Origin of the sequence: Arthrobacter sp. UKPF54-2 (assembly GCF_007858535.1) — a bacterium.
GTDB lineage: Bacteria > Actinomycetota > Actinomycetes > Actinomycetales > Micrococcaceae > Arthrobacter.
Genome location: NZ_CP040174.1, coordinates 2,165,407 through 2,179,333, shown reverse-complemented (window position 1 = coordinate 2,179,333; position 13,927 = coordinate 2,165,407). Strand labels below are relative to the sequence as shown.

14 protein-coding genes are annotated in these 13,927 nt (G+C 65.4%); 9 read left to right on the top strand and 5 right to left on the bottom strand.

Features of this window, described 5'->3' with window-relative positions; genetic code table 11:
- Positions 1 to 68 precede the first annotated feature (68 nt).
- A complete protein-coding gene (locus tag E7Y32_RS10050) occupies positions 69 to 698 on the top strand; it encodes a PH domain-containing protein (RefSeq protein WP_146336992.1) in 630 nt (209 codons plus the stop codon).
- Between the two features lie 63 nt (positions 699 to 761).
- On the opposite strand, the gene E7Y32_RS10045 is transcribed toward E7Y32_RS10050, so the two are convergent.
- The 3 genes from E7Y32_RS10045 to E7Y32_RS10035 all read right to left on the bottom strand — a co-directional run bounded on the left by E7Y32_RS10045 (position 762) and on the right by E7Y32_RS10035 (position 5,379).
- Positions 762 to 1,883, bottom strand: a complete 1,122-nt coding sequence (locus E7Y32_RS10045) for an ABC transporter permease (protein ID WP_395940414.1) — start codon at positions 1,881 to 1,883, stop codon at positions 762 to 764.
- Entirely contained in the window at positions 1,880 to 3,421 is a 1,542-nt protein-coding gene (locus tag E7Y32_RS10040) for an ABC transporter permease (RefSeq protein ID WP_146336991.1), read from the bottom strand. Before E7Y32_RS10040 ends, E7Y32_RS10045 begins: the two co-directional genes overlap by 4 nt.
- 176 nt (positions 3,422 to 3,597) lie before the next feature.
- Complete coding sequence (locus tag E7Y32_RS10035; protein ID WP_146336990.1) at positions 3,598 to 5,379, bottom strand: ABC transporter family substrate-binding protein; 1,782 nt, start codon at positions 5,377 to 5,379, stop codon at positions 3,598 to 3,600.
- Between the two features lie 465 nt (positions 5,380 to 5,844).
- Here E7Y32_RS10035 and E7Y32_RS10030 point away from each other — a divergent pair, with 465 nt between their 5' ends.
- The 6 genes from E7Y32_RS10030 (at position 5,845) to E7Y32_RS10005 (ending at position 10,498) form a co-directional block, all read left to right on the top strand.
- Positions 5,845 to 6,987, top strand: a complete 1,143-nt coding sequence (locus E7Y32_RS10030) for an ABC transporter permease (RefSeq protein ID WP_146336989.1) — start codon at positions 5,845 to 5,847, stop codon at positions 6,985 to 6,987.
- On the top strand, positions 6,984 to 7,715 hold the full coding sequence (locus E7Y32_RS10025; RefSeq protein ID WP_146336988.1) for an ABC transporter ATP-binding protein: 732 nt from the start codon (positions 6,984 to 6,986) through the stop codon (positions 7,713 to 7,715). The genes E7Y32_RS10030 and E7Y32_RS10025 overlap by 4 nt, the downstream gene beginning before the upstream one ends.
- Positions 7,716 to 7,816: 101 nt before the next feature.
- Positions 7,817 to 8,416 carry a TetR/AcrR family transcriptional regulator gene (locus E7Y32_RS10020; RefSeq protein WP_146336987.1) on the top strand — a complete coding sequence of 200 codons (600 nt, stop codon included), beginning with the start codon at positions 7,817 to 7,819 and terminating at the stop codon, positions 8,414 to 8,416.
- Between the two features lie 43 nt (positions 8,417 to 8,459).
- Positions 8,460 to 9,152: a histidine phosphatase family protein gene (locus E7Y32_RS10015; RefSeq protein WP_146336986.1), complete on the top strand. Its 693-nt coding sequence runs from the start codon at positions 8,460 to 8,462 to the stop codon at positions 9,150 to 9,152.
- 24 nt (positions 9,153 to 9,176) lie between these two features.
- A complete protein-coding gene (locus E7Y32_RS10010; RefSeq protein WP_146336985.1) occupies positions 9,177 to 9,731 on the top strand; it encodes a DUF3090 domain-containing protein in 555 nt (184 codons plus the stop codon).
- A complete protein-coding gene (locus E7Y32_RS10005; protein WP_146336984.1) occupies positions 9,731 to 10,498 on the top strand; it encodes an SCO1664 family protein in 768 nt (255 codons plus the stop codon). Before E7Y32_RS10010 ends, E7Y32_RS10005 begins: the two co-directional genes overlap by 1 nt.
- An 80-nt stretch (positions 10,499 to 10,578) precedes the next feature.
- Here E7Y32_RS10005 and E7Y32_RS10000 read toward each other — a convergent pair whose 3' ends face one another.
- Positions 10,579 to 11,232: an SDR family oxidoreductase gene (locus E7Y32_RS10000; protein ID WP_146336983.1), complete on the bottom strand. Its 654-nt coding sequence runs from the start codon at positions 11,230 to 11,232 to the stop codon at positions 10,579 to 10,581.
- Positions 11,229 to 11,804 carry a dihydrofolate reductase family protein gene (locus tag E7Y32_RS09995; RefSeq protein WP_146336982.1) on the bottom strand — a complete coding sequence of 192 codons (576 nt, stop codon included), beginning with the start codon at positions 11,802 to 11,804 and terminating at the stop codon, positions 11,229 to 11,231. Before E7Y32_RS09995 ends, E7Y32_RS10000 begins: the two co-directional genes overlap by 4 nt.
- A 225-nt stretch (positions 11,805 to 12,029) precedes the next feature.
- Between E7Y32_RS09995 and E7Y32_RS09990 the strand changes: the two genes are divergently transcribed.
- Together E7Y32_RS09990 and E7Y32_RS09985 are read left to right on the top strand one after the other, a co-directional pair.
- Positions 12,030 to 12,467: a DUF1003 domain-containing protein gene (locus E7Y32_RS09990; protein ID WP_146336981.1), complete on the top strand. Its 438-nt coding sequence runs from the start codon at positions 12,030 to 12,032 to the stop codon at positions 12,465 to 12,467.
- A 125-nt stretch (positions 12,468 to 12,592) separates the two neighbouring features.
- On the top strand, positions 12,593 to 13,507 hold the full coding sequence (locus E7Y32_RS09985; RefSeq protein WP_146336980.1) for a DMT family transporter: 915 nt from the start codon (positions 12,593 to 12,595) through the stop codon (positions 13,505 to 13,507).
- Positions 13,508 to 13,927 lie beyond the last annotated feature (420 nt).

Here is a 13,927-nt window from a genome sequence, read left to right as displayed (position 1 = left end):
CCTTCCACCCGGGCCGCCGTCGCACCGGCAATTAGTGCTGTGACCCGGAATACTGAATTATGGGGGGCATGAGCACTGTGCCCAATGCCGGTAACGTCGAAATCTTCAAGGGCCGGACGAACAAATGGTTCGCCTGGCTGTCCTGGGCCGTGGCCGCCCTCGGCCTCGCGGTCACGGTCGCCTCGGCCGGACTCGAGGGGCTGCCCGGCACCGCCCCGCTGCTGCTGCTGGCGTTCCTGGGCTGGCAGTTCTTCTGGATGCCGGCCGTTGTGGTGCACGACGGCGGCGTGACCCTGGAGAATCCGTTCCGGACCGTCGTGGTGCCCTGGGCCGCCCTCGTGCACGTGGACACCCGCTATGCGCTGACCCTCGTGACGGCACGGGCCAGCTACGCGGCCTGGGCCGCGCCGGCGCCCGGTATCTGGGGCGGACGCAACGCCCGCCCCGAAGACCTGCACGGGCTTCCGGACACCAGCTACGGCCCCGGAAAATCGGTCCGGCCCGGGGACCTGAAGACCACCGACTCCGGCCAGGCCGCCCGCCTGGTGCGCACACGCTGGCAGGACCTGGTGGAAAGCGGGACCCTCGCCGCAGGCGAGGCCGGCGCCACGGCGGCCGCCGTGACGCCCCGCTGGGCCGCCATCGGCGCGGCCGTGCTCCTGCTCGCTGCCAGCTACTGGACTATCGCCGTCCAGTAGCCGGCCGCCCCGTCGCGGGCCGCCGGCCGGCCGGGACCCTGCGGGGACAACGCTGCAGCGCACCTAGCTGTCCTTGGGTCCGTCGAACGCGGTGACTGCGGTCTTTTCCGGGGGCGTTGTCCCCGCAGCCGGCGCCGCCACCTCGCGGGCCTTTTTGGCGTTGAATTTCTTCTGCCGCGGGTCGAAGGCATCGCGCAGACCGTCGCCGATGAAGTTGATGCTCAGGCAGATCAGGACGATGAACAGGCCCGGGAACCAGAACAGCCAGGGCCGGGTGGCAAAGGCCTGCTGGTTCTGCGAGATGAGCAGGCCCAGGGAGGTGTCGGGAGCCTTCACGCCGACGCCCAGGTAGCTCAGCGCCGTTTCGGTGAGGATCGCCGCGGACATGGTCAGCGTGACGTTGACGATCAGCACGCCGACGGCGTTGGGCAGGATGTGCTTGAAAATGATGCGTGCGTTGCTTGCGCCGGAAATCCGGGCCGCGTCGACGAATTCACGTTCGCGCAGCGAGAGGAACTCGCCGCGCATCAGGCGGGCCAGGCTGACCCAGCTGATCAGGCCTAGGAAGATGCCCAGGGCCAGCACGCCGTTGGTGCTGGCGAAGGAGGCGAACCAGCTTCCGGAGTCGCGCCGGCCGGCCATCTGCGCCATCACGGCCGCGAGGAGCAGGGCCGGGATGATGATGATGACGTCGGTCAGGCGCATCAGGATCGCCTCGGCCCAGCCGCGGAAGTAGCCGGAGACCGCGCCCACCAGGACACCGATCAGGCCCGCGATCAGGCCGATCACCACCATTACGGTGATGGACTGCTGGGCCCCGCGCATGGTCATGGCGAACAGGTCGCGGCCGATCCGGTCCTGGCCGAAGGGGTGTTCGCCCCAGGCCAGCGGCCAGAGCGAGGACGTCGGTGCGCCGTCGTTGACCAGCGGGGAGACGGCCTCGTGGTTGTACTTCCACCAGCCGGGAATGCCCAGGTACCCCACCGAGGTGAAGGCGACCAGGAAGATCAGGGCAAAGACCACCAGGCCGATGATCGCCCCGGTGTGCCCGAGGAAACGCTTCCGGACAATCTGGCCCTGGCTCAGGCCCTTGGCTTCGAGGATGGGCTCGACGCCGGCCGCGGGGGCGGGCTGCAATACGGCCTCCTCGGCCATGATTTCGTCCTGCTGACTTGGCTGGCTCATGCTTTTACCCTTACGCGCGGATCAAGTGCGGAGTACGCGAGGTCCGCAATGAGATTGAAACCCATGGCCGTGATGGCCACACAGAGGAAGACGCCCATGACCGGGTTGGGGTCGATGTGGGTGATGCCGTCCAGGAAGAGGAAACCCATGCCCCGGACGGAGAAGACCGATTCCGTGATGACGGCACCGCCGATCAGGCCGCCGATGTCGAAGGCGACGATAGTGGCGATGGGGATCAGCGCGTTGCGGAAGGCGTGGCGCATCACGACGGTGCGTTCGGAGACGCCCTTGGCACGCGCCGTCCGGATGTAGTCCATGTTCATGATTTCCAGCATCGAGGCACGGGTGAACCGGGTGTAGCTGGCGAGTGAAATGAGAATCAGTGCCATGGTCGGCAGGATCAGGTGGGTGAAGGAATCCAGGCCGAGGACCCAGAAGTCGCCCTCGATGTTCGGGGTGTTGGCGCCAATGGTCGCGATCGGCCGGCCCCGCACGCGGCTGTTGTTGAAGTAGCTCGGCCAGGCCTGCATATAGCGGTCCAGCACGATCAGGAATCCGACCAGGAACGAGGTGATGGCGGCGGCCCGCATAGACTGGCCGCGGTCGTAGCCCCCCATCACGTACCCGATCCCCAGGCCCACCAGCACGAAGGCGACCGCCAGCAGCACGACCATCAGGAACGTTGCCTCGTCCAGCAGCGGCTGGAGGATGAAATACAGGATCACGCCGACGCCGACGGCGATCAGTGCCGACTGCAGCGCCTTGCGGTTCTTGAGTCCGGCGGAGAGCAGGGTGACGGCGAAGGCGATGCCGACGCCGGCAATGGCGATGACCACAGGGCCGAGCCCTGGCGTCTTGAACCACTCGGTCGCGGAGAAGTAGAGGAGGACGGCGCTGACGAAGGCGAAGACGGCGCCGCCCATGATCAGGCGCCGCCTTGCGGCACCGCCGGCCGCGACGGCGACCACGAAGCCCAGTCCCAGACCGATCCCCAGGGCCGTGGGCAACGGCACGTCAGGGTTCCGCAGGAAGTCGTTGAAGCCGATGGCGCCGAACTCCTTGAGCAGGACGGCGACCCAGAAGATCGGCAGCGAGAAGAAGAGGAAGGCCATGAACGTGACGCCGTAGTCCAGCGTGCTGTACTGGCGCAGGGCCGTAATGATGCCCAGCGTGATGCCGATCAGGATGGCAAGCACCGTGGCGCCGGTGACCAGCGTCAGGGTCTGGACAAGCGCGTGGCCGAGCGCGTCGGTGACGGGCTGGCCGGCGATGTTCTTGCCGAGGTCACAGGAGTTGGCGAACGGGATGAGGCACTGGGCCGCGCCGCCGAGCCAGCGGAAGTAGCGGACGGGGGCCGGGACGTCCAGCTGCAGCAACTCCGTGCGCGCGTCCATCAGCGCCTGTTTTTGCGGGGAGTTGTTGGTGCGGAATTCCTCGAGGGGGTCTCCGGACGCCGCTGTCAGGAGATACACCAAAAAGGAGGCGCCGAGAAGAATGAGGGCGGCTGTCATGAGCCGCCGGACTATGTAAGTCACCATGGGAGTACAACCTCGGTATTCGGGCCCAGGGATTGCCAGGACCGGTCGCAGAGTTCGGCCGGCTGCCGCAGGGGTTCGGGCCGGCCAAGCCATCGGGGTGCCGCTAGAAAGGCGCCGGGACCGTAAAGCCGTGGTCCCGACGCCTTTAGCTAGCAAGTGTTACTTGCGGTCGTCGGCTACTTCTGTGCCCACTCCCAGAAGTTCCACCAGACACCGGTCTGGTTCGGCATGTACTTGACGCCGGTGACGCGGTCGCTGTAGGCGTCCACGCCGACTGCCTGGAACAGCGGCAGGCCGTAGGCGGAATCCCAGATCTTCTTGTCGATCCGCGTGATGATGCCGTCCTGCTTGCTCTTGTCGGTGGTGACAATCAGTTCATCCATCAGCTTGTCGGCCTCGGGATCGGTGAACTTGTTGAAGTTGGAATCGTTGCCGGACTTGAAGATCTGCGGAACGCCGGAGACGCCCACGCCCGAGTTGATCCAGCCGAAGATGGTGGCGTCGTAGCCACCCTTGCCCAGGGCCTTGCCCCAGTCAGACTTGCCGAGGCCGCCGTCGACAATCTTGAAGCCGGCCTTCGTGGCGGATTCGCGGATCAGCGAGAAAGCGTCAACGCGGTTGGGGTTGTCCTTGTTGTACATGATGCGGACTTCGGGGGTGGCACCGTTGAGGAGCTTCTTGGCGCCCTCGATGTCGACATCCTTGTACGCGGAGGAACCGTTGCCCTTGACCGAGTCGGCGTAGGGGGCCTGGTCCGGGACGAACAGCTGCGAGTCCAGCGGCGCTGCCTTGTCGTCAAGCTTCTTGACGATCTTGTCGACGATGTCCTTGCGCGGAACGGCCTTCATGAACGCCTCGCGGACGTTCTTGTCGGCGAACGGGCCGCTGTAGTTCAGGTCGATGTGGTCGTAGGAGAGCTGGTTGCCGACCTCCACCGTGACGCCCTGGCTCTGCAGTGCCTTCAGCTGCTCCACCGTGTCGGCGGAAGCCTGCGGAGCGATGATGTCCGCTTCGCCGTTCTTCAGCGCCTGGACCTGGGCGGGAGCCTCACCGATGTAGCGGACCGTGATCTCGTCCAGCTTGGCTTCCGGACCCCACTTGTAGTCCTTGTTCCGGACCATGGTGAGGGACTGGTCCTGGTTGACGCTCTTGACGATGAACGGACCATTGGACAGGTACAGGCTCGGGTCCGCCGGCAGCGTCTTGGTGTCGAAGCCGGTGTTCCACATCTCGGCCATTGCCTTCAGCTGTGCGTTTTCCGGCTTCGGAGCCTTGGCGTCGCCGCGCGGCAGACCCTTGAGCAGGTCGGTGAACGCCTTGGTGTCGGCCAGGCCGGCCTTCTTGGCGAGTACGTGTGCCGGGATGTCGATGCCGGGGCCGCCCAGGGCGATTTCCCAGTCAGCGAACGGTTTGGAGTACTTGATGGTCATGGAGCGGCCGTCGGCGCCCATTTCCGGGAAGTCGGTCAGCGCGATGCCGGTCGGGTCGCCGGCGTAGGAGAAGTAGGACGTTCCGGTCTTTGCTTCCGCATCGGCATCGTCGTAGTACCCGGAGAAGGCGGCCCACTGCAGCAGGAGGTCGGCGGCGGTGACAGGAGTGCCGTCAGACCATTTCACACCCTCGTTGATGGTGTACTTGACCGTCAGCGGGTTGTCCGAGGTCTTTTCCATCTTGCCGAACTTCTCGTTGCGTACAACGTTCAGCTTGTTGTCGATGTAGTAGAACCCCGAGTGGGTGGCGTAGCTGATCTTCGAGTTGATGTCAGTGTTGCCGTCAGCGGTGTTGGGGTTGAACGTGTTGAACGCGTTAACCTCCACGACCGTTGCCGAGCCGCCAGTTTTGCCGGCCGCGGCAGACGACGGCGGGGTTGTCCCGCCGCTGTTGCCGGCGCAGGCACTCAGCGCGAGCGCAGCTGCCGCCGCGACCCCCACTGCTTTGGAAATACGACCGAAGCGCATTCCGCCTCCTTGTTTCTGTGGTGGATGAGACCGGCGCCGTAGGCACCAGACAGACGCCCACACTCCCCCAGCGGCAGTGTGGCGCGTCTCACATGGCATGAAGCGTAAACCCACGACGGGGCGGAACGGCAGGAAAGTTGACCGCAGATATAGTTCGTTATCGAGCTGCAACAATCGGCGGGTTCGTTAAGTAAATTTTGTCGAAATTCATTGACGGATGCGGAACTCCGGGATAAGGACGATTTGCAGCAAAAGCCCTGATTCATGCGAATCGGGGCTTTTCGAGTTAACCGGAAATTACCGGGCCGCCTGCACCGCCGCCGGGGCTCAGTCAGCGCCTTCAGATCTGCACGGCCTGCTGCGCCGGCCGGGATTTGAAACGTCAACGTTTTCCTGACAAACTGTCGGCAAGATGCTGACATCGCGTCAGTAACCGTCGATCCCCCACTCCAACTTAGGACTCCAATGTTCCTTGCACTCCGCGAATTGATCTTCGCGCGTGGCCGCTTCAGCCTGATGGGCGGTGTCATTGCCCTCATCGCCGTACTGATGGTGATGCTCTCCGGCCTTTCCTCGGGCCTCGTCAACGACGGCGTGTCCGGCCTCAAATCGATGCCCGTGACCGCTGTCGCCTTCGACCAGGGCACCAAGACCGACAACGCCTTCTCCCGCTCCGTCATTGATGACCAGCAGCTCAACACCTGGCGCGGTGTAGCTGGCGTGGCCGCCGCCGAGAAAATGGGCGTCGGAATGGCCAACGCCACCACCGATTCCGGCAAGCAGATCGACCTCACGCTTTTCGGAGTCGAGCCCGGTTCCTTCCTGGAACCGTCCCGCTCCGCAGGCACCGCACTCGCAGAAGCTGACGGCATTGTTGTGTCTTCGACCGCAAAGGCTGAAGGCATCGAACTCGGCACGGTTGTGACCCTGGACCGGATCGGCACGAAGCTTAAGGTTGTTGGCTTCACCGAAGGGCAGGCCACCTTCGGGCACGTCGACGTCGCCTACCTGCCCTTGAAAACCTGGCAGCTGATCGCCTCCGGCCAGGCCGCCTCCGGAGCCCCGAGCGCCGCACAATTGTCCGCGCTCACGTTTGATACAGCGAGTGTCCTTGCAATCCAGGCGAAGTCCGGCGCCAAGCTGGACCTCGCCGCCGGCGATGCTTCGGCCGGAACGTCCAGCAAATCACTGTCCGCCGCATTCAACGCATCTCCCGGCTATGAGGCCGAGACCATGACCCTGAGCATGATCCAGGTCTTCCTTTACGCAATCTGCGCCCTGGTAGTCGGCGCGTTCTTCACCGTGTGGACGATCCAACGCAAGCACGAAATCTCGGTGTTGCGGGCCATCGGGGCCTCTACCGGCTACCTGCTGCGGGACGGCCTGGCCCAGGCCGCCATCCTGCTGGTGGGATTCACCGCACTGGGCGTGGCCGCCGGCCTAGGGCTGGGCGCCGCCATGCCTGACGCCATGCCATTCGACCTTGAGGCCGCACCGATCGCCATTGCCACGGCTCTCACCATTGGTCTGGGCCTGATCGGTGCCGCTGTGGCTGTGGTCCGTATTTCCCGCATCGACCCGCTTAATGCCCTTGGAGGACAGCGATGACCAACCCCACGTTCACGGCGGCCGGCGCAAGCCTCGCCGGCCCACCCCGAACCACCGTCCTGTCCATCCGCCACGCGGTGATGGAACTCGGCGACGGCGACACCAAGGTGGCAGCCCTGGATGACGTCAGCCTCGATGTCGCCCCCGGGGAATTCCTGGCCATTGTCGGGCCGTCAGGTTCCGGCAAATCCTCACTGCTCGCGGTTGCCGGCGCTCTCGCCTCCCCGGATTCCGGCACGGTCAGCGTCAACGGCCAAGACCTCTCCCAACTGAGCCAGGGCAAACGCGCTGCGTTCCGGCTGGCGAACATTGGCTTCGTCTTCCAGTCCGGCAACCTCATCCCGGCCCTCACCGCGGCGGACCAACTCCGGCTCGTCAACCGGCTTGCGGGCGGACCGAAGAATTTCGATCCCGTCGCCCTGTTGGAATCCGTCGGCATGGCCCACCGTGCCGCCAACCGTCCCGGCCAGCTCTCCGGCGGCGAACGGCAGCGCATCGGCATCGCGCGGGCGCTCGTCACCGGGGCGAAACTCCTTCTCGTGGATGAACCGACCGCGTCCCTGGACCGGGCCCGCAGCCGGGAGGCCGTGGAACTCCTCGCCCGGCAAAGCCACGACCACGGTGTCGCAACCGTCATGGTCACCCACGACCACGACGTGCTCGGCTACTGCGACCGCGTTGTGGAAATGGTGGACGGCCGTCTGGGCGCCCCGGCTCCGGCCCGCTAGCAGGCGATCCCCCGGGCACGACGACGGCGGCCTGCTCAGCGGGCCGCCGTCGCGCGCCGTACTCTTGATGTGTAGGCCAGTCAGAGTCAAAGGATCCCGCAATGCCTAGAATTAGCGCCGCCACCGTCGCGGAACACCGCGCCGCACAGGAGCGCGCACTGCTGGACGCTGCCCACGAACTTCTGCAGGAAACCTCGGAAGCGCCGACCATGGCCGACGTCGCCTCGCGGGCAGGACTCTCAAGACCCAGCGTCTACCAGTACTTCGATTCCCGGCAGGACCTGCTCCAGGCCCTGGTCCGCGACATTTTCCCGCGCTGGACCGAACGCGTTACCGGCGCCATGGCGGATGCCCCCACCAAAGCGGACCGCATTTTGGCCTACGCGATGGCCAACGTGGACCTCGTCGCTGAAGGAGCGCACGCCGTCGGGGCGGCGTTGGCCTCGCTGGCACCGGGTGCGGAACTCGACGAGCAAGCCACCCGGATGCACCGCCAGCTCCAGGAACCCCTTATAGAGACCCTCGCCGAACTCGGCGTTGCCGACCCCGAGTCGGTCGCAGAGATGATCAACTCCGTCGTCCACGCCGGCACCCGGATGCTCGAATCCGGCCAGCAGCTGGAACAGGTCCACTCCCACCTCAGGGCGTTGCTGGGTCCCTTCGTGACAGAACGCCAAACCGCCGCAGCCGCCGGACATTGAGTCCGAAGGGAACTCCGTGGTAGCGGGTGGTTAGGCTGGGTGAATGGCGACAGTAATTCTCGTGCGGCACGGCCGCACCACAGCCAATGCCTCCGGGATGCTGGCTGGCCGGGCAGCCGGCGTCGGGCTGGACCAGGTAGGTCTCGATCAGGCGGCTCTGACCGGAGACCGGCTCGCGGCCGTCCCCTTGGCCGGGGTGGTGTCGAGCCCCCTTGAGCGGTGCCGGCAGACGGCCCGGCTCATCCTTGATCGCCAGGCCGGTACGCCGTCCGCCCCGGTCGATCCCGATCTCACCGAGTGCGATTACGGACAGTGGCAGGGCCGCATGCTCAGTGACCTCGCTGCCGAGGATTTGTGGTCTGTTGTGCAGTCTCAGCCGTCCGCCGTCGTCTTTCCCGGCGGTGAATCGATGGCCGCGATGCAGGCCCGCTCGGTGGCAGCAATCCGGCGCCACGATGCAGCTTTCGAAGCCGAGTACGGGCCGGGGGCCGTGTGGGTGGCGGTGAGCCATGGTGACATCATCAAGTCCGTCCTCGCCGACGCGCTGGGCATGCACCTTGACCTGTTCCAGCGGATTAACGTGGGGCCCGCCTCGGTATCGATCGTGCGCTATGGCGCCACCCGACCGAGCGTCTATGCGACCAATACCGACGCGGGAGATCTCTCGTGGCTGGCGAACGGCATCGACGCTGGCGATGCGCCGGTGGGCGGCGGCGCAGGGCAGAAGGCGCCATGACCCTCATATGCCTAAAATACTGACATGCCTACACGTGTTCACGAGTTTGCCTGGCCTGATCGGGTCGTCGTCGGCACCATTGGCCTTCCGGGGGCGCGCACGTTCTACCTGCAGGTGCGCGCGGGGAAGCAAATCGTCAGTATTGCCATGGAGAAGCAGCAGTCGGCTCTGCTCGCGGAGAAGATCGACGAAATTCTCAACCAGCTCAGCACCGTCGAGGGCAACCCCTTCAGCGTTCCCACGAGTACCCCCATTGAACTCGTTGACAATGACCAGCTCGAGGCCGTTGAGGAGCAGTTTCGCACCGGCGCCCTGAGCCTGGGGTGGGACCCAACCACCGCCCAGGTCGTCATAGAGGCCTACCCCATCACCGACGTCGATGTTGATGACAACGACGAACCGCTTGATGAGGACGGCACGGACGTGCCCGAAATGCTGCTGGTGCGGATGCCGGTGGGCACCGCCCGCGCGTTCGCCAAGCGCACCCGGGAAATTGTGGGAGCAGGGCGTCCGGCGTGCCCGCTCTGCGGTTACCCCATAGACGCCGACGGGCACACCTGCACTTTTCACGAGGTCTGATGCCCGCGCCGGACCTCGTGACCGCCGAGCTGACGCTCACCGGCCGCATCACGACTGCGTCGAACGCCACCTTCGTGGGCAGCATCGGCGACGTGGTGGTCGTCTACAAGCCGATAGCTGGCGAAAAGCCGCTGTGGGATTTCCCCCACGGCACGCTGGCCCACCGGGAGGTGGCCGCCTACCTCGTTTCGCAGGCCCTCGGCTGGGACGTTGTGCCGCGCACCTGGCTGCGCGATGGTCCCCTGGGCGAAGGCATGGTGCAACTCTGGCAGGAGCCAGACCCGGCCCAAAGCGCCGTGGACCTGGTCGCGGCGGGCCAGGTTCCGGAGACGGGCTGGAAACACGTCCTCGAAGGACGGGATGAGAACGGCCGCGTGGTCGCCCTCATTCACGAAGACACGCCGGCGCTCAGACGCATGGCGGTCTTCGACATCATCGTCAACAACGCCGACCGCAAAGGCGACCACATCCTTGCTATGGCCGGCGGACACCGGCACGGCGTGGACCACGGGCTTACCTTCCACCGTGACCACAAGCTGCGCACGGTGCTGTGGGGATGGCTGGGCGATGCTCTGACCGACGAGGAACGCGAGGGCATCGGTCGTGTCAGTGAGGGACTGCACGGCGGGCTGGGCCAAAAGCTGGCGGACCTGCTCAGCGCCGAAGAAATCGATTCTCTCGCAGGGCGCTGCGCCCGGGTGCGCCAGGCAGGGCAGTTTCCGGCTCCGAGCGGGGGGATGCCGGCGGTACCCTGGCCGCTGTTCTAAGCGACGCCCCCTCCCCGCCGTGAACCCACGTCGGGGTCCCTTCGCTCCCTTGGCGATCAAGCGCAGGACCTGGGCCCGGCCTAAAAGGCGGTGCTAGGCAGATCCTTCTCGCCATCGACGATCGCAGCGATAATCCGCGCCGCAACGAGGTCTGGATCCAGCGCCGCGCCGAATCGCGGCGCTGCCCCGGCGATCGGGTGCTCGGAGAGCGCGGTGCCGGTGTGGCCCGGGCGGGCGTCCAGGAGCCGGATGCCCGCGCGCCGGTACTCGCGCCCCGCTGCGACGACGAAGGCCGCGAGCGCGGCTTTCGACGCCGAGTAGGCAGCAAGGCCGGCGACGGGCGCCTCGGCCACGACGCCGCTCAGGGTCACCACGAAGGGCTCCCGGCCCTCCCGGGCCGAGGCGGCCAGGTAGGGCTGGCTCTGGGTGATGAGTTGAATGGGGCTGGTTGTGTTCACGGCGAAGAGTTCGTCCAGCGTGGTGGGTTCCAGCTCTGATGCGGCGCCGAACGCGACGACCCCGGACGCCACCACCAGCCCGTCCAGACGTCCGTACTGCCCTTTCGTGTCCGCCAGCAGCTTCTGGATCACCGAAGGTGCGCGCAGGTCATGCCCGGCAGACTTTGACGCCCGGGCAACGGTGGCGCCGTGGTTCTCCAACTGGGCGGCAATGCGCGAACCGAGACCGCCCGTGGCGCCGACAACCAGAACAACCGCACCTTCCAGAGTCGTCATTCGGGCCCTCCGCGCCGGGTCTCGTACCGGGTCAGGAGCACACTGCCGGGAAATGTGCGGGTCTCCACCAGTCGCAGGTTTATCCAGTTGTCCAGGTCGGTGAAGAACGGTGTGCCGCCGCCCACCAGCACCGGATGGGTGACGATCACGTACTCGTCGATCAGCCCGGCCCGCATGGCCGACGCGGCGAGGGTGGCTCCGCCGATGTCCATGGCGGCGCCGTCGTCAGCCTTGAGCCGGGTGATCTCGGTGACCGCGTCCCCGGTGACCAGGCGAGTGTTGCCGTCGACCGTGCTGATCGTCGAGGAGAACACCACCTTTGGCATGTCCCGCCAGCGCCGGGCGAACTCGATCTGCGCCGGTGTGGCGCCCGGCTGCCGGTCGGCAGTCGGCCAGTGGGAGCTCATTGTCTCCCAGAGTTTGCGCCCGTACAGCGCCAGCCCGGTGGCCCCAACCCGGTCTGACCACCATTGGAACAGCTCGTCGCTCGGTACGCTCCAGCCGATGTCCCCGCCGGGCGCGGCGATGTAGCCGTCCAAGCTCACGTTCATCCCGAAGGCCAATTTGCGCATGGCGCCAGTCTCCCGTGGACCCGTATTCGTTGTACAGACCAGTCAGTGATGGAGGCGAAGTGTATGAAGCCCCGCCAGCCAGAACGACCGGCGGGGACTTTTCAAGTTAGCCCTCACCGCACTCTGCTTGACAGAAAGAGAAACTAAGCAAGCTTAGCATCTCGACGCTTCCCGCCTGCAGGCAAGCAGACGCCAGCCGGTAGGCCTCCCCGACTACCCTGAGTCATGACCGACCACCAAAAGACCTGGCACGAGGGGCACAAAGCCACCCTCACTAGAGGCCAGCGCGCAGCCGACATCATGCGAAACGGAATGGGAAGCTGGCCGTTCGTGGGCGGCTTCATCGCTTTTATGCTTATCTGGGCCGCCATAAACACCTGGGCCCTGGCCACCAATTCCTGGGATCCCTACCCCTACATCCTTCTAAACCTCCTGCTCTCGATGCTGGCCGGACTCCAAGGCGCCATCCTGCTAATCGCTGCAAAAAGGCAGGATGCCATCGCCGCCGCCATGGCCCAACACGACTACGACACCAATGTAAAGGCGAAGGAAGAGATTGAGTTGCTGATGGCAATCAACAGCCAGCAGCTGGAGATTCTGCAGGAGCTGAAGGAACTGGCGACCATTGAACGCCGCGACGTCATCGATCCTGCAGGCGTCTGACCTGCACCCGTTGTCCGGATAAGGCCTGGCCGGCAGCCGCTGGTCCTCCTATGCACCAGGCCCCTTGTCCTGCACGGCGCTGAGGCGGTGCAGTCAGCGCCGCAAGCCACCGGTAGGGTCGGATCATGATCCAGACTGCCGCAGTGCCGATCTTGTCGTCCTATCACTGGCTTGGCATCCCGATCGCCGTCGCCGGAGCGATCCTGCTGGCCCTCGGCACCCTCTTCCAACACAAAGCCGTAGGCGAGCAGGCGCCAGCACCGGGGCGCAACGCCGGGAGCATGGGCGGGGGCCGGCTGCAGGCCCTCCTGGGAAAACCCGTCTGGCTCGCCGGCACAGCCATGCTGGGAGCAGCAATACTGCTGCAGCTCGCAAGTCTGAGATTCTCACCCCTGATCGTTGTGCAGCCCATTGGCGCGGTAGCCCTTGTGGTCACGACCCTGGCAACTGCCAGAATGACACGAAGGTCCCCAGGCCGCCGCGCGCTCACATCGGTGGCCCTGTGCATTGCCGGTGTCGGGGTGTTCGTTGCAGTCGCTGCAGTTTCCGCGCGCGACGTTGAAATAACCGACCGGCACCTCATCACAATTCTTATACTGCTCGGCGCCATCCTCGCCGCGCTTGGCACGGGTTTCAGTCTCTGGCGCCACCGCTGGAGCGCCGTCGTGTTTACCGCCGGAGCCGGGATCCTCTTCGGGTTCGTCGCGGCGCTGGCCAAAACCGTCATTGCCCGACTCTTCCAGGGCGACTTCGAATGGCTATCCCTGACCTGTCTGGCAGGGCTAATCGTCGCCGCCCTGTTCGGGACATTCTTGGTCCAAAACGCCCACACCCGAGGGACACCAGAACTCGTCGTCGCAGGTCTGACAGTAATCGACCCGCTCGTCGCCGTCACCCTAGGCATCACCGTCCTCGGTGAGGCCGACACAGCCCCGGCAGAAGCATTCATCGCATTCCTTCTCGCCGGCGCAACAGCCGTCGCCGGAGTCCTCCTGCTGGCCACAGTCAAAAAGGCGCCGAGCAGCACTACGGCCGAATAGCCCGGGCCCTGTACCCGTCTCGCCCGCCGCTCTATCGTCCCGACCGCCGCGAAGTATGCCGGTCTCCCCGAATGAGTGGCGCGCTCCTATAAAGTGTTCATACCTGCGGTGGGAGATGAGCGACGATACGCGGATTTGGCCCACGTCCAAGAGGCAGTCGCGGAATTGGCCTGATTGGCTTCGCCTATCTAGCCATCGGAGTCGTCGCCGCCGCCACCCACAACTAGCCTGTGGCATGGAACATCCGGGGCAACATCCTCAAAGACTTGGCCGCGATTGTTCTCTGGCCGCTCGTGGACATTTTCGGCGTTGATCTGCACACCGTTCTCGCGCAGGGCCCCAGGGTGACCGTCTCACCGCTACAATTAATTCCCGGTTTCGGCGGCATCACGCCGCAGAAGCGGCCACATAAGGAGAATC